17 protein-coding genes are annotated in these 15,913 nt (G+C 36.6%); 3 read left to right on the top strand and 14 right to left on the bottom strand.

The window, feature by feature from the left end; all coding sequences use genetic code 11:
• Window positions 1-92: 92 nt before the first annotated feature.
• The 4 genes from CP352_RS09090 to CP352_RS09075 form a co-directional block, all read right to left on the bottom strand.
• Window positions 93-1,376, bottom strand: coding sequence for a hypothetical protein (locus CP352_RS09090; RefSeq protein ID WP_005718381.1), 1,284 nt, complete (start codon window positions 1,374-1,376; stop codon window positions 93-95).
• Window positions 1,377-1,397: 21 nt separating this feature from the next.
• Complete coding sequence (gene asnB / locus CP352_RS09085; protein ID WP_054832784.1) at window positions 1,398-3,347, bottom strand: asparagine synthase (glutamine-hydrolyzing); 1,950 nt, start codon at window positions 3,345-3,347, stop codon at window positions 1,398-1,400.
• 127 nt (window positions 3,348-3,474) lie between these two features.
• Window positions 3,475-4,872: a metallophosphoesterase gene (locus tag CP352_RS09080; protein ID WP_089142946.1), complete on the bottom strand. Its 1,398-nt coding sequence runs from the start codon at window positions 4,870-4,872 to the stop codon at window positions 3,475-3,477.
• 56 nt (window positions 4,873-4,928) lie between these two features.
• Window positions 4,929-5,414 carry a hypothetical protein gene (locus tag CP352_RS09075; RefSeq protein ID WP_089142945.1) on the bottom strand — a complete coding sequence of 162 codons (486 nt, stop codon included), beginning with the start codon at window positions 5,412-5,414 and terminating at the stop codon, window positions 4,929-4,931.
• A gap of 158 nt (window positions 5,415-5,572) precedes the next feature.
• Here CP352_RS09075 and CP352_RS09070 point away from each other — a divergent pair, with 158 nt between their 5' ends.
• Entirely contained in the window at window positions 5,573-6,142 is a 570-nt protein-coding gene (locus tag CP352_RS09070) for a DNA-3-methyladenine glycosylase I (RefSeq protein ID WP_013085701.1), read from the top strand.
• A gap of 54 nt (window positions 6,143-6,196) precedes the next feature.
• Here CP352_RS09070 and phnE (CP352_RS09065) read toward each other — a convergent pair whose 3' ends face one another.
• From phnE (CP352_RS09065) to CP352_RS09040, 6 genes are all read right to left on the bottom strand, one after another.
• Complete coding sequence (phnE, locus tag CP352_RS09065) at window positions 6,197-7,009, bottom strand: phosphonate ABC transporter, permease protein PhnE (protein ID WP_013085700.1); 813 nt, start codon at window positions 7,007-7,009, stop codon at window positions 6,197-6,199.
• Window positions 7,009-7,806, bottom strand: coding sequence for a phosphonate ABC transporter, permease protein PhnE (phnE, locus tag CP352_RS09060; protein ID WP_065990523.1), 798 nt, complete (start codon window positions 7,804-7,806; stop codon window positions 7,009-7,011). The genes phnE (CP352_RS09065) and phnE (CP352_RS09060) overlap by 1 nt, the downstream gene beginning before the upstream one ends.
• Window positions 7,806-8,579: a phosphonate ABC transporter ATP-binding protein gene (gene phnC, locus CP352_RS09055; RefSeq protein ID WP_005727467.1), complete on the bottom strand. Its 774-nt coding sequence runs from the start codon at window positions 8,577-8,579 to the stop codon at window positions 7,806-7,808. Before phnC ends, phnE (CP352_RS09060) begins: the two co-directional genes overlap by 1 nt.
• A 28-nt stretch (window positions 8,580-8,607) precedes the next feature.
• Window positions 8,608-9,537 (bottom strand): phosphate/phosphite/phosphonate ABC transporter substrate-binding protein, encoded by a 930-nt coding sequence (locus CP352_RS09050; protein WP_035442974.1) that lies wholly within the window; start codon window positions 9,535-9,537, stop codon window positions 8,608-8,610.
• 87 nt (window positions 9,538-9,624) lie between these two features.
• A complete protein-coding gene (locus CP352_RS11205; RefSeq protein WP_089145672.1) occupies window positions 9,625-9,765 on the bottom strand; it encodes a hypothetical protein in 141 nt (46 codons plus the stop codon).
• 121 nt (window positions 9,766-9,886) lie between these two features.
• A complete protein-coding gene (locus CP352_RS09040; protein WP_005727469.1) occupies window positions 9,887-10,381 on the bottom strand; it encodes a universal stress protein in 495 nt (164 codons plus the stop codon).
• Window positions 10,382-10,530: 149 nt separating this feature from the next.
• On the opposite strand from CP352_RS09040, the gene CP352_RS09035 reads away from it, so the two are divergent.
• Window positions 10,531-11,334, top strand: coding sequence for a tyrosine-protein phosphatase (locus CP352_RS09035; protein ID WP_089145671.1), 804 nt, complete (start codon window positions 10,531-10,533; stop codon window positions 11,332-11,334).
• A gap of 17 nt (window positions 11,335-11,351) precedes the next feature.
• Here the strand turns inward: CP352_RS09035 and CP352_RS09030 are convergent, their stop codons facing one another.
• Complete coding sequence (locus CP352_RS09030; RefSeq protein ID WP_098034924.1) at window positions 11,352-11,849, bottom strand: PTS sugar transporter subunit IIA; 498 nt, start codon at window positions 11,847-11,849, stop codon at window positions 11,352-11,354.
• A gap of 114 nt (window positions 11,850-11,963) precedes the next feature.
• Here CP352_RS09030 and CP352_RS09025 point away from each other — a divergent pair, with 114 nt between their 5' ends.
• Complete coding sequence (locus CP352_RS09025; protein ID WP_005721703.1) at window positions 11,964-12,440, top strand: nucleoside 2-deoxyribosyltransferase; 477 nt, start codon at window positions 11,964-11,966, stop codon at window positions 12,438-12,440.
• 369 nt (window positions 12,441-12,809) lie between these two features.
• Here CP352_RS09025 and CP352_RS09015 read toward each other — a convergent pair whose 3' ends face one another.
• From CP352_RS09015 to CP352_RS09005, 3 genes are all read right to left on the bottom strand, one after another.
• The gene (locus CP352_RS09015; RefSeq protein WP_089145669.1) at window positions 12,810-14,207 is read right to left on the bottom strand and encodes an ATP-binding protein; all 1,398 of its coding nucleotides are present in this window, start codon (window positions 14,205-14,207) and stop codon (window positions 12,810-12,812) included.
• Window positions 14,208-14,428: 221 nt separating this feature from the next.
• Entirely contained in the window at window positions 14,429-14,782 is a 354-nt protein-coding gene (locus CP352_RS09010) for a type II toxin-antitoxin system YafQ family toxin (RefSeq protein ID WP_013085691.1), read from the bottom strand.
• 1 nt (window position 14,783) lies between these two features.
• Window positions 14,784-15,080, bottom strand: coding sequence for a type II toxin-antitoxin system RelB/DinJ family antitoxin (locus tag CP352_RS09005; RefSeq protein ID WP_013085690.1), 297 nt, complete (start codon window positions 15,078-15,080; stop codon window positions 14,784-14,786).
• Window positions 15,081-15,913 lie beyond the last annotated feature (833 nt).

Here is a 15,913-nt window from a genome sequence, read left to right as displayed (position 1 = left end):
TTGTATTAACCAAAAGACCATTAAATTGGGAAATGATTCAGCTAAAATTTTTTTAGAAAAAAAGAGAGGCATTTTTTACCTCTCAATTTAAACTATTTGTTTAATTTTTTATTTTCTTCGTCAAAGATCTTACCCTTATTAACTTCATAGTAAGTCTTGTAACGTTTGAAGTAGTTATGGAACATGTACTTCATCAATAACCAGCGCTTGAAGTTTCTATCCTTATCATAAAAGACAGTAGTACCATAGCGGCCCTCACGAATAAGTTCGTCAGCAGTCGTCTTATAGTCGTTGTCATAAGCATAATTATTGAAGATCTTCTTAGGCACGCCTAACCAAAGCTTGTATTTAGATTCAAGCTTATTACCATAAACTGTTTCCTTATCTTTCAAGGCATCTTCAACATAGTCATCAATGTACCATTTAGCCAAGTTGTAACCGTTCAAAGTTACGTAGAAGCTAGAACGTCCCTGACGTAAGTTGATTTCGAAGAACTTGAATTCACCATCACGTGGATCATATTTGATATCAAAGTTGGCCATACCAGTGTAGTTCAACTTTTCAAGGAATTGTTGTACTTCTTCGTACAATTTTTCATTGTACTCAGGCAAAATCGCCATGTAATTACCAATTGATTGTGGAGTTGGGTCTTCCAATAATGGGTGCCCTAAACACATCATTTTTACTTGGTGGTTCTTATCAACATAAGCATTCAAGGTCCGCATGTTAGAATCATCACCAGGAATAAAGTCTTGCAAAATAAGGTCAGCGTTGTAGCCATGAGTATAAATCTTAGTTACGATATCCTTAAATTCAGCCTTATCTTGAATGGCAAAAGTCTTCTTCCGACCTTCAAATTGACACTTCAACCATGAAACTGGATCTTCCGGCTTTAATTCCACTGGGAAATCAAATGGGACATCCTCGTACTTACCTGACTTGTAGTCATCCATCGTAATGATCTTAGTCTTAGGGTAAGGCAAGCCATATTCTTCCGCAATTTCATAAAAGCCTTCCTTAGAGATTAATTTTTCAAGTAAGTCATATTTTATGTAAGGAACGATAAAGACCTTTTTCAATTCATCTTGGTGCTTAGAAAGCAACTCAGCATAGCCATCACCACAAGCAATCAAGATAACTGGCTCCTCGTGATTCTTGTATTCTTCCATCTTTTTGTGCATCACGTCCATAAAAGTAGGATCACTACTAAAGCCATGATGCAATTCAACGTCCACAATGCTTGAATAACGAGTAGCAGCAAGTTGAACGTCAGCTAAGGCCTTCACTTTAATGCCATATGCTTCATTAAATGAACGTGCCATACCATACACGTTGATATCACTACCGAGTAAGATCGGCGTAAATTTTTTACTCATCCTCAAAAAATCTCCCTAGAATTATAGTAATTTACCCTGTGAAATTAGCTTAGCAACTTCAGGTTGCACGTGTTGATATTTTTTAACTGTGTTTTCGTAATCAACAAAGAACAACTTGTACCAAACAAGGAAGGTGTAGATAGTCCAGATTTGACGTCTATGTGAGCCATCACCTTCATAGTTGTCGTCAAGTAACTTGATAATCTTCTTTTGGTCAAAAATATCGTTGACAAATTCTTCTTCAAAAAGAGCATGAACTTGTTTGTAAAAACGTGGTTCCTTCAACCATTGCTTAATTGGAGTTGGGAAGCCAAGCTTAGGTCTCTTAGCCCACTCATCTGGTAAAACTTTTTCTGAAGCTTTACGCAAAGCATACTTAGTATCATGACGGTTAACTAAGTACTTAGTTGGGATTGAGTTAGCTAATTCTGCAATCTTTTTATCAAGGTATGGTACACGAACTTCCAATGAGTGAGCCATTGAAATCTTGTCAGCCTTTTGTTCAATGTCATTAAGCATAAAGTGGTGCAAGTCAATGTATTGCATCTGCTTAACATTATCGACTCCCTTTACTTTCTTAAAGTCTTTTTGATAGATACCGTTCACGGTTAACTTATTGCGGTAAGTAGGCTGCAAAATGCTGTTAGCATCCTTAGAAGTGAAGATAGTTGGATAATCCATATCATAGATCACTGATTGACCAACATAAAATTCACTTGGCTCAGCCAAGTTGGTGTACATATGTACCTTACCTGGGAAATTAGGCATTCTCTTAATCTTGTGTGCCAATTTAACCCGCTTCTTCTCAGGCAACTTTTTCAATTCTGAAGTAAAGACCTTAATAATGTCGTTATGCGTATGCATCCCGTAGTTCACATAACCAGCAAACAATTCATCAGCGCCTTCACCTGAAAGAGCAACAGTAACATGCTTACGAGCAAGTTTACACAAGTACCAGAGTGGAATGATTGACGGATTAGCATCTGGTTCATCCATGTGGTATTGCATTTCTGGGAAGTCACGCATTGCTTCATCAGCATCAACCTTATCGCTGAAGAACTTCCAGTGATTAATATCTGCTAATGCCTTAGCCTTAGAAGCTTCATCATAAGTTGAATCATCAAAACTTACTGAGAAAACGTCATCTGGGTTAAGCAAACTAGTCAAGTATGAAGAGTCGATTCCTTCTGATAAGAAAGCACCAACCTTAACATCAGCGTTTCTATACAAATCAACCGTTTCTTTCAAATCTTCGTTGATCTTTTGCAAAGTTTCTTCAAAGGAAAGGCTATTTTCTTTATATTCAGCATCCCAATATTGATGGGTCTTCATTTCACCATCTTTGTATTCAAACCAGTGGCCCGCTGGGAAGCGGTAAACGCCCTTAAAGAAGGTTTCTTCTAGGTCATTGTATTGATTCATCAAGTATGGCTTAACTGCTTCAACGTTTAATTCGCGCTTAAACTTTGGAAATTCCAAGAAACTCTTAAGTTCTGAACCAACAAGCAAGTGCCCATTTTGGTTACTGTAGTACATTGGCTTAATCCCAAAGAAGTCACGGGCACCATAAAGGGTCTTATTGTTGTCATCCCAAATAAGGAAGGCAAACATCCCGCGAACACGTTTAAGTAAGCCATCCATGCCCCATTCTTCATAGCCGTGCAATAATACTTCAGTATCGGCCTTAGTAGAAAAGACGTGACCTGCCTTAATTAATTCTTCTCTTAATGGTTTAAAGTTATAAATTTCCCCATTAAAAATAATTGCTCGAGTTTTATCTTCGTTATAAATAGGTTGACTGCCCCCACGAAGGTCAATAATTGACAATCTTCTAAAGCCAAGGGCAACTTCATCGTTAGTATAATAACCGTCAGAATTAGGTCCACGGTGTTTAATTGCAGCCATCATTTTACCAATGACAGCTTGTTTTTCATTTATCTTTGGATCATAAAACGCGACAATTCCGCACATAATTTAAATTCCCCTAAGTCAATTCTCTAAATCTTAATATTTGCTATAATATTCACTATTTTTTACTTTAACTTTTTTATTATAAGCTAAACACTTGTAATAGCCAAATACCTTTACTATTCCTTAACTAAATGAAATACACCCGGCGTCTAGAAGCTGCACCATAGCCAAAGGATTGAATGCGGTGTCGTTTTAAATCGACGTTCACAATATAACCCGCAAATTCATTATTTTGATCAATTCTTCGGTCTAAGTTTTTGTTGTATTTAGTTGTTAGCGAATGATTTGGCCCCATCAAGGCAGAACAGTTAAACAAAATATATTGAATCCCGTTGATCCGATACTGGTCTTCACGATGCCGATGTCCACAGAAGTAGGCAATAATTCTCGCATTCTTGATATTGGTAAAATCAAAACCATTTGATAAACGAAATTCTGCTGGAACACCATTGCTAGCGTGCATTCGACCTTTTTCACGTTGATTAAAAGCAACTAGCAGTTCGTGCAAAGAGCGGCCATTATACTTAAGTGCATTAGACCCCTTTCGATTAATCGGGTTGGCATGGGACATGAAGATGATCTTTTTGTTGGAAGAATTAGCCAAAATTTCGATAATTTCCTCAATTTGATCTTCACGCACAGCCAATACAATCTTATTGTCATAGCGCTTTTGCCCGCGGTTATTTAATTCATATGGAACATCTGACGTATTAACTGAAATCACCCGCACGTCATCTAAATCAAAGTATGCCACCCCGTGCTGGCGCGAAACATAATGAATTCCTCGTTGTCGGTACATATCGGGCCACATAATATTTTCGAATTCATTTTCTGGAAATGAGGCTTTTAAATCATGATGTTCATCAAACTTATCATTTTCATCATGATTACCCTTGATACTCAAATATGGCACCTGATCCGACTTAAAAGACTTGTTCAGCTTGACCAATTCACTTTCACTGACCAGGCCAGCATCGGAGCCATCGATCCAGTCACCTAAGTGGACTTTTAAATCTACCAAGCCAGATTGATCTAAATAAGAAAATTCTTGCACATGTTGCAGCCCATTAAAGCCATAAAAATCGCTGCTATCTTTATCTTTAAAGTGAGTATCTGTAATTACACCGATATTGACCGAATTAGTGCCTGGGCGAATATGCTTTTTCACTTCCGTAGTGAAATTATCCAAGTAATTTTCCACCCAATAACGGCGCCCTGTCTTCTTATTATGAAAGGCACGAAAATGACCTAGTTTCGCATTATACTTGCGTAAATATTCCGGTGCTAATTTCGTTGTACTCTCTGGACTAAGTGCTTGTCGCAACACGCCGTCTTCGTCTTGATAAACGGTTAAAACATAGTCCTTACCATGCGGCGTACCATCAACGGCACCAACATGATATTCTCCAACAGTAGTATATTTTTGCATCGGATCAAGCAATTCACTATCTTTATCCATTGCAGAGCGTTTTTTGGCGCCAACGATTCGATCAACTATTCCCTTTATGTGTTTAAACAAATTCATCTTTTCGCCTCAAAAAAGCAAAAAAAGCCGGCCGCTTACCAGCCGACTCAAATAATTTATGCGTTGTGTGCTAAAGAATATGCGGCAAGTCCAATTGATAATACAGCATCTTTAGACAATACTTCTTGCAAGTCCTTAGCTGCAATTGCTTGAACCGCACCAATAACTTTCAAGCTGTAAACAATTTCACGATAATCAGTAGTTGGATCGTATAAATCATCTTCATATGGATTCTCATGATTGTAGGTCAAGTTGATCTCGTCCTTATCAACAAAACCATCAACATGGTTAGTTAAAATGCGATCATGCAAATCAGTCAACTTACTGTCCATCTTGATCAAAGTTAGTTTGTGATCGCTTTCAGCTTCATAATATTGTTCTTCAGTCATGTCGAAGTAATCCTTGATTGGGTTATTTAAAACGCCCAAGTTATCGATTACTTTGTAAACAGCTTCAGCGCCAAAGTCTTGTTCGCCATTTAAAATTTTATCTTGTGATAAGGCTAAATCATCAGCCAACATCATGGTATCTAATTTTTCCATAGGATCCTCCTCGAAATTCACACCTAATTATAGCAAAAAAAGCTGTTAAAACCCTTATTTCGCACATAAAAATATAATTTCTCAAAAAATAATCGCATTTTTTTGCGTAATAAATAATAGAGGGGTAAAACATTACTTACATAGAAAGAGAGAAAAATATGAATCAAGAAATTATTCGCTGTCCATGGGGCGATACAAAAGACGAAGCAGTACAGGAGTATCACGATCATGAATGGTGCAAACTTAATCTAGATGAGTCACATTTGTATGAAATGCTTGTGCTCGAACTTTTCCAATCAGGTTTAAGCTGGTCCACAGTTTTGCATAAACGCGACAATTTTAAAGCTGCATTCAAAAATTGGCAGATCTCTGAAGTCGCAAAGATGACCGATAAAGATATCGAGTCATTAATGCAAAACAAGGGCATTATCCGTAATCGAATGAAAATTAATGCTGCTGTTAAAAATGCTCGGGCATTTTTGGCAATTGAACAAAAATATTGTTCAGTCGCCAAATATTTACAAAATTTTGTACCTACTCCAATTGTGCATGATATTGCCAGCTTTGATGACCTTCCCGCTTCTAATGACCTATCGCAGAAGATATCCAAACAAATGAAAAAAGATGGTTTTTCCTTTGTGGGACCTGTAGTCATTTATTCCTACTTGCAGGGAATCGGATTAATTAATGATCATCTTAATCAATGCCAATTTAAGTTTCACGGCTAACAAAAAAGCGAGGACTTTTCGTCTTCGCTTTCTTTAATATTCAAATTTTGGGAATTAGACTAACTTCTTTCTGATCCAACCAGAAATCCAGTCGATGATCACCACCATAATGATGATCCCTAGCAAAATGATACCAACACGGTCCCATTGACGATATTGCAAAGCAATAATCAATGGATAACCGATACCACCGGCACCTACCAAACCAAGGATAGATGCGGAACGAATGGAAACATCAAAACGATAAAGCGTATTTGAAATAAGTGCTGGCATCAAGTTAGGCAAAGTTGAGAACATGACCACATGAAACTTAGAACCACCGGCTGCAACAACAGCTTCATTTGGTCCGTCATCCAAGTTTTCAATTGCCTCTGAAAACAGCTTGGCAAGCATCCCCACCGAGTGGAAACCCAATGCCAAAACACCGGCTGCAGAGCCTGGACCCACAGCTTTAATGAACATCAAGGCTAAAACAATTTCTGGGAAAGAACGGATAATTGCCAAAACAATTTTACCAATTCTTGAAGTGTACCAGTGCTTATGCTTAGTGTGTGCTGCCCAAAAGGCAAATGGCAATGAAATAATTGCAGAAATAAATGTACCTAAGAATGCGATACAAATAGTTTGCCATAATTGCGAGATCAGATCTTCACCAGAGCCATTGTAAACGTATTTCCAATCCGGATGGAAAATCCCTGAGAAAATCGCTCCTGCAATCTGGCCAGCAGTTGCCTTGATCCCACCAAAGTTAATGCCAGTGAATGACCAAACAATAATGATGATTGTCACGATCGCAATCAGCCAATGCACTACTTGCTTCTTACGGTCAACGGGTTTAGCAGGTAATTTTTTCATAGTAGTATCCATTATCTCATTAACGCCTCCCGTGACTTAGATGAAACATAGTCGATTAAGACAACAACTACGATAATAACGATGATGATCGTACCAGTTTGAGCATAGTTGAAGACCTGCAAAGTCTGTTGCAAGTTCAAACCAATACCACCGGCACCGATATAACCAAGGACTGTTGATGCTCTGACATTGATTTCGAATGCATATAAAACATATGAAATGAAGTAAGTCATGATTTGTGGCAAAACTGCTTGGTGAATAATTTGTAATTTATTAGCACCTACTGCAGTTAAAGCTTCAATTGGACCTGGATCAATAGTTTCAATTGCTTCGTAGAACAGCTTAACAACCACACCAAAGGTGAAAACTGCCAAAGCCATGACACCGGCAACAGGACCGATACCAACAACAGCTACGAAAATCGCACCCAAAAGCAAGTCAGGAATAGTTCTGATGATGTTCATGATAAAACGAAGCACACCAGTCACTGCCTTGTTTTTAACAATATTACGTGCGATTAATAATGAATAAATAAATGCGATTACTGACCCAATGACGGTTCCCAAAACAGCCATTTTAATCGTTTCAATCAACTTAGGCCAAATAACACTCATATAGCCCCAATCTGGGTGAGACATTTGCACAAAAATATCCGCAAATTGATCCCAGTTTTGGAATAAAACAGAAATGTGCGTATTGGTTACATCAATTGAAATGAACAAGCCAGCGACCATGATGATGGTCCAAACCAAATTCATAATCTTGAATTTACGCTTAGGCAAATTCATTGCATCTTTTGTTTTAGGCATTATTCTGCCTCCTCGCTGCCGTCGCCACCATTATAAATATCAGTGAAGACAGACTTAGGAGTATCCTTCATCTTACCATCATAAACAACTTGACCAGCGCGAATACCAATTACACGTTCACCAAATTGTTGAGCCAATTCGATACTGTGCAAGTTGGCAACAACAGTCATGCCGTATTTTTCGTTCAACATCTTTAAGTCATTCATGACTCTGACTGATGTTTGTGGGTCAAGTGATGCAGTTGGTTCATCGGCCAAAATAATTTTAGGATTTTGCATCAAAACACGAGCAATCGCAACACGTTGTTGTTGACCACCAGATAACTCATCGGCACGAGCATAAACCTTGTCAGCCAAGTCAACTTTTTGCAATGCCTCATAGGCCTTTTGTTTATCTTCTTTGCTAAATAAATTAAACGTGGTCTTCCAAGTTGGGTAATAAGCAACGCGGCCAACTAATACATTACGTAAAACGCTGGAACGCTTAACTAAGTTAAAGCTCTGGAAAATCATTCCGATATCACGGCGCAAGTTACGCAAGTTCTTACCTTTTGCCTGAGTAATTGACTTGCCGTCAATCAAAATATCGCCCGAACTGATATTGTGTAAACGATTGATGGAGCGAAGCAGAGTTGATTTACCTGCACCTGATAGACCAACTACTACAACGAATTCGCCCTTATTAATTGTTAAATTGATGTCCTTTAAACCGACAGTCCCATTGTCATAGATCTTAGAAACATCTTTTAATTGGATCATTGGCTTATCTGCCATTTAATCGCAGCTCCCTTAATTTGAATTATTATTTCTTAGTGGATTCAACCATCTTGTCATACTTACGAACAATGTTGAAGTCACTGTCCTTAGCGTAATCATAGCCTTCGTGGCTGTAGACACTTTCAATAACCTTACGGCCTTCCTTAGACTTACCAACAGCGATAAATGCCTTAGCAAGCTTCTTGCGGAATGACTTAGACATGCTTGGAATTACTGAAATAGTATCGTTTGGAATTGGCTTAGTGAAGTAAATTGGAACAACTTGACTCATAATCTTTGGGTTGTCCTTCAAAACAGTGTTACGTGCATCTTCAAAGACAAATGCTGCATCGGTGTCACCGTTCAATACGTTCAAAACAGCTTGGTCATGACCAGTTACAGTAACTAACTTAGAGTCCTTGGTTACATCCAAGCCCTTTTCCTTAAGTTCAGCAACTGGGAAAACGTAACCTGCAGATGAAGTTGGGTTTTGAACTGAGATTGACTTACCCTTCAAGTCCTTCCATGACTTAATCTTTGAACCCTTCTTAACAAGGATTTCGGCACGATAGTTCTTAACTAAATTCTTAGTTGCCTTACCGCCTGGTTGTTTAACGCCCCAACGTTCAGCTTGCAAAAGCAAATCAGCAGCGCCTTGCTTGTGAGCCAATACATAACCATCTGGTGGAAGGAAACCAACATCAACCTTCTTTGACTTCATAGCTTCTACAACAGTGTTGTAGTCAGTTGACATTGAAACGTGAACAGGAATACCTAATCTCTTTGAAAGCATCTTTTCAAGAGGCTTAGCACGAGCTTGCAACTTAGTTGCAGCTTGACTTGGTACAAATTGAATAGTTAATGACTTAGGAGTGTAGTTTTCCTTTGAACTACTGCTCTTACTTGAACATGCAGTTGCAACAACTGCAACAAGCATTGCCACAACGGCTACCAAGATTTTACGAAATCTTTTCATTGATTCCTCCATAAAACACAAAATAAACAAAAACAAACTTGACGCTAAAAAAGGCTTAATTACGAGTCGCTCAAAGACGACCAATAATTAAGCCTTTTTAAGAACGTTATTATTAAATAAACGAACAGAAAAAACATCTTCACGGGAGGAAGACTTTGCCACAGTAAGAAAAACGTTTTCAATTCTTTTAGCTTGTGCAAGCAATTTATCCCACTCTCCTTCAGTCATTCCACGTTCATTTTATAAAATGATACCAAAAGCATTCGTATTCTATCAAGCTTTTTGACTAATTTTTATAAAAAAAACGTTAAATGAGTATATTCACATCTAACGTCCATTCTTATAGGAATTAGTTCTTCTTCATCGTTGGTTTTACTGGGTTGTTAGCCATATCTGTCTTAACAATCAAAACATCAGCCAACGCATGTTGGTTAACATATTCAGTAACTGAACCCATAAGCATTCTTTCAACGGCATTCAAACCAGTTGCACCCATTACGATCAAATTGTTATGGTGGTCCTTAATGAAGTCGTAAGAAATAATCCGCTTAGGACTGCCATAACGAATGTGATAATCAACATCGTCAAAACCGAAGTTATCGTGAGCCCATTTCTTCAAACTCTTCAAGTATTCTTCAGAATCTTGAGTCATTTGGTAAATGGTATCTCCTGAAATCAAAGTGTCTTGCATTTCACCCATAAATTGACGCGTATCGATTACGTTCAATACATCAACATGAGCACCATCACGCAAACCAACTTTTACAGCCTTGTCAAAGGCTCTTTCAGCTGATTCTGAGCCATCAACTGGAACTAAAATGCTTTCTTTTCTTTTATCTGTCACGTTAATTCATCTCCTATAAATTGCACTAGTACTTACTCTTTATTTTAGCATAATTTTGAAAGCCGTTACTTTTTAATTGATTGTTTGCTTGAAGATTTGTTGCTAAAATAATATTCATGACATTCATTAACAGAAAGGGGAGAATTTTTTTGACTAAAAAATTAACTAATCAATTAATCGGCGTAACTAGTGGACGCAACTTCCGTGAACTTGGAGGTTATGAAACTTTATCCGGTAAAAAAATCAAGATGCACAAGTTGCTCAGAACCGGTAACTTAGCTGATCTTTCACCATTTGATAAGCAGTTTTTAACTGATTACGGCGTTAAATATGACGTGGACTTCAGAAGTAAAGAAGAAGTTGATAATCAACCCGATCGCGTGCCAGATGGTGTTGAATATATCTATGATCCCGTCTTCAGTGAGGACTTAACCAATTCATCCAAGAGTATCACTGACTTAGATACACAAGCACACGACGACGCTGATTTTGGCTTCAATCACATGCATTATGCTTACGAAGACATGATCGAAAGTGAACCTGCACAAAAGGCATATCGCAAGTTCTTCGATGTCTTGCTTGAAAATACGGTGGATGGCGAAAGTGTTATTTTCCACTGTACTGCAGGCAAGGATAGAACCGGCTTCGGTGCATTACTTGCATTATCTGCTCTTGGCGTACCACTAAATACGATTAAGAAAGACTATCTTTTAACCAACATCACTACCAAGGATTTCGTCGACAGTATGGTTGAACATGCCCGTCAAAATGGTAAAAATGAAAATGTGCTGCAATCGATTCGTGACATTCAGAGTGTCCGCAGTGAATACCTTGACCATGCTGTTAAAGTACTAAACGATGAATATGGCGGTATTAATAACTACCTACGCGATGTAATGAAGCTCTCAAGTGCAGACATCATGAAGTTGCGTAATATTTATCTTGAAGATTAGAAAAAGAAGGCTAAAAACTAGTCTTCTTTTTTCTTGCTAAATTTTTGCTCTAAAAAGGCATAAATCGCGCTAGGATCAGTAAAATTAAAAACTTCGCGCAATTCGTTGGCTGGCGTATTAGCCAAAAAATCCATCACTTGAGCTAATAATGCAGCTTGCCCATCTGGGTCATTATCTAAAAGCATGAATAAAAATTTAACTTCAATTGCTTGGCTAGGATTAATCATATTATGAAAAGTGACTGACGTTTTCAGCGCAACCGGAACAATCAGTCTCGTGTTAACAAACTCGCCCTCGGTGTGCGGAATCGCAATATTAGGAATATTTTTACCTAGTGTTGCAGTATCCAATCCCGTTGGAAAATTATGCTCTCTTTCGACAATATGGTTTAAAAAGTTTCCCTTAACATAGCCACTTTCGCGTAAATGCTCGTAAACTTCTTTAAAAACCAAATCTTGCTTAGTTTGATTAGAAATAAATACTGCATCAGGTGCAAAAAGATTTTGATTAGTCATTGGATTTTTCCTTCCTAATGTGGAATTAACATTTTCACCATAAGTTAACAAGACGTTTTTTTCAACCCAAAAGATGGTAAAGTTAAGGTAAATCATTTTTAAAGGGAGAAAAATATGGCAAAGACAAAAACTTTATACTTTGGTGCCGGTTGGTTCAACGAAAAGCAAAATAAGGCTTACAAAGAAGCAATGGAAGCTCTAAAGCAAAATCCTACCGTTGACTTAGAAAACAGCTATGTACCACTTGATAATCAATATAAGGGTATCCGCGTTGATGAACATCCTGAATACTTGCACGACATTGAATGGGCATCAGCTACCTACCATAACGACTTAGTAGGGATTAAGTCCAGCGACATCATGCTTGGCGTTTACTTGCCTGAAGAAGAAGATGTTGGTCTGGGAATGGAACTTGGCTATGCCCTTTCAAAAGGCAAGTATATCTTGTTGGTAATTCCTGATGAAGATTACGGTAAGCCAATCAACTTAATGAGCTGGGGTGTTTGCGATAACGCAATTAAGATCAGTGAATTAAAAGACTTCGACTTCAACCGCCCTCGTTACAACTTCTACGACGGCGCAGTTTATTAAAAAAATTAAGCAGACATACTAATATAGCTAAGCATAACTAAAACGACATCGCTAATTATCTAGCGGTGCCGTTTCTTTTTTCAGATTACCTAAATTCATCAAAAAAGATTCCAAGAACCTTTTCTAACTTTTAATCCTCAATTCTTTCTCTACCTTTTGATCTTTGTTCTAATGGATCATATCCCAAATCTTCAATCTGCAATCTTTTTTCTTTAGCAGACATTTTTGATACTTCGTCCCAAAAATTAGTTTTTCTTTTTTCATTTCAAGATTGCCATTAGGCTTTAGAATTAACACCACATTATCGCCTTTTTTAAACACCAGTACTTACTCCGATCACAACAGATAAAAATAATAGGAAAAATGATATTACATTTCATCAAAACTAATCAACTTGCACCCCACTTGTTCTGCCAGCTCCGTACATGAATCCGTAAAACCTGACTTTGAAAACAAGTAGTAATGCCTTTTAGCCACGCTAATCAAATTACTCAAATTAATTAATTTTTCCAAGACACTTCTAGGTATAGGCTCGTTTTTCCACTTACATTCACCGAAATATCCAACTAGATTATCTGAAGTCAGCCCCACTACATCTAATTCGACTTGCTTTTTCTCTTGCGGATCATTGCCCCACCAATTACCTAGATAAATAAACGGCATAGGGATAACTTCATCATCCTCATCATGATCCCACATGTAATTTTGAGCCAATTTTTCGAATTCCGGTCCCATGAAATTGTGTAAATCTTGTTTGATTACTTTCATTACCAATGAAGTTTGTCCTCGATCAATGGAACTCATATATTTACCCAAATATGTATACCAGAATCTAAACAAGCCATCTGCAATTTGATAGATTGTTTTACGTGATTTAGGCTTAGCCTGATCAGTTACCGGCACTTTGCGCTCAATAATGCCTAACTCAATTAAATTAGTAACGTTGCTAGTAACCAACGGCGTCGATAAATGAGCCTTAGTTGCAATGTCATTAATCCTAGATGCGCCGCCTGCAATTGCATTAATAATTGAATTATAATTTGCTGGATCACGCAATTCTTGCTTCAATAAATTATTAGGTTCTTGAAAAAGTGGTGCATTTACGTCCATAAAGTTTTCTTCAATATTTTCCCAAACATCTTTGTCTTCTGACATATAAGACAAATATAATGGAATACCCCCAGTAATTGTATTTAGAATGAAAGCCTCTTCCTTATCCATGTGTGGAAAATATTCTTGTGTCTCATGTAACGTAAATGGCTGTAATTTAAACTGAGCAGTTCTTCTGCCGTACAAAGGACTCTTATAAGACAAAACCTGCTCTTCCATAAATGACATTGAAGAACCACATAGAATCAGAAATAAATTTGTTTGTTTAAATTCATGATCAATATAAGACTGTAGCATTGAACTAATTGCATGGACTGCATTAGCTAAGTATGGATATTCATCAATAACTAATACTATTCTTTCTTTTTGAGCCAATCGAGCAATTTCTCGAAAACAATTTTCAAAATTACCATAGTTTACACTGCTCAGACTATCTGGATCTTTAAAATGTTCGATTGCAGAAGAAAAGCGTTCAAGATTATAGAATTCATTTTCTTCTAGCCCGGTAAAGTAAATAGTTGGCTTATTTCTAACAAATTCGTTAATTAATGCTGTTTTTCCAATTTGTCTACGACCATAGATCGCTGCAAATTGAAATTTATCAGCTTGATACATTTTCTCTAATTTTGTAAGTTCTTTCTTTCGTCCAATAAACATTTGGTCACCATCTTCTAAATTATACTTTACTAAATTATAACTTACTAAATCATAATTTACTAAAGTATAATTTACTACATTGCAATATAGTACATCGTAATGTAGTAAACAGATGTGATTACATCGGATAAAAAATTTAAGCCAAAATTAAATGACCCTTCGCATAATTCATTCCAGCGAAGGGTCATTTCTTTGTTACGTATAAAAATTGCAACGATTGCTTACTTTAGCTTTCCCTTTCTAAGCTCATCGTGAGTAGTAATTGTCGTAAATCTAATCGTCTTCTTCGAATCGACTTTATAATAAACGACTAACAAATCATTTAAAATATGATATTCATTAAAACCAATCCACGGTTCATCTGTTAGTTTATGATCATAGTAAGGACCATTAGGATCGTTGATATTATCAAAATCATCTTTATTACTAGGTAGTTTTCCATCACGCTGAAGCAAAATCATAGTATATTTAAGTGTTTCTGTAGCGTCAGTTGCTTCATCATCGCTTAAATCAAAAATTTTCTTCAAATTAGCAAATCTTTTATCAAAAAGCTTAGTTGTCTTAATTTTATACATATTAAACCCCTAAGTTTTTGAAATATTCATCTAGATTATCTACTGTATTATCATCATCAGGAATTAACCCATTAACAATAGCTAACTCTTTAACCATCGCTTTTTTGCTTTCTTCATCAAAGCTTTTATTCTTATCTGGTACTACTTTTAAGCTAAACGGAACAGCTTGTTCCCTAGCTACACGAGTTACAAAAACATTAAGTAAAGCTGACGAGGTCAATCCCATTTTCTCAGCTGCCTGATTAAAAAGACTTTTAGTTTTTGCATCGACTTTAAAATTAATTGAAGCTGTTGTCATAATTATCCTCCTTATATATCTAATATACGCATAATATGTATTCATATTATATAAAGTGACAGCCTAGTAGGCAACAATAATGCTAAATACCAAACCTTTCTCAGCCAAAATTAAATGACCCTTCGCATACTTCATTCCAGCGAAGGGTCATTTCTTATTAATATTTATCATGTATGAAAGTCTTTCTTAATCCTAATCCAAGTGATTCATCAACTAGTTATTATTCTATGCCTACTAATAATTTCACGGCCTCTTATGTACATTAATATCACTTGACGATTATTGAACTACATTTTGTTTTCAATTTACGATGCCCAGTGGTATCACAAACCTTTCTATATATATGACTTTCTACTCTCAAGTGCCCATCGGAACTCACCTGTCTCCTTTTACTTAAACTTATTTAAATATTTTTTATTTCTTAATTTCTTTACACTCATAATATAGCACATTTATTTCAAAATTGAAAGCGATTACATAAAATAATTATTTTATATTTCCGCAATACTTTCAGTCATATTAAATAAACTCAATCTAATGAAAAAACGCTCTACTCTAATGCAATAACTTTAAAAGACATCACAAACGTCGCTAGCCTCAGCTAAAGCATTTAGCATATTTGATCTAAACTTTGGTGAAACAAAAAAATCGTTACTCATTTGTGGACTTCGAGTAACGATTTTTTGTGTCTTAATCTCTCGCATATGCAAGATGTTTCTTCTTCTGTATTATTATACTACCATAATTTCTTATTTTTTTCTATAATTTAGTGGTATTTGTAAGTGTCAATATTTTTGCGGTAGGTTGTGAACCATTAGTCTAACCTTAATTTC

The organism is Lactobacillus sp. UMNPBX1 (assembly GCF_002554085.1).
In the GTDB taxonomy this organism is placed as follows: domain Bacteria; phylum Bacillota; class Bacilli; order Lactobacillales; family Lactobacillaceae; genus Lactobacillus; species Lactobacillus crispatus.
This window is presented reverse-complemented; position numbering and strand designations above follow the sequence as displayed.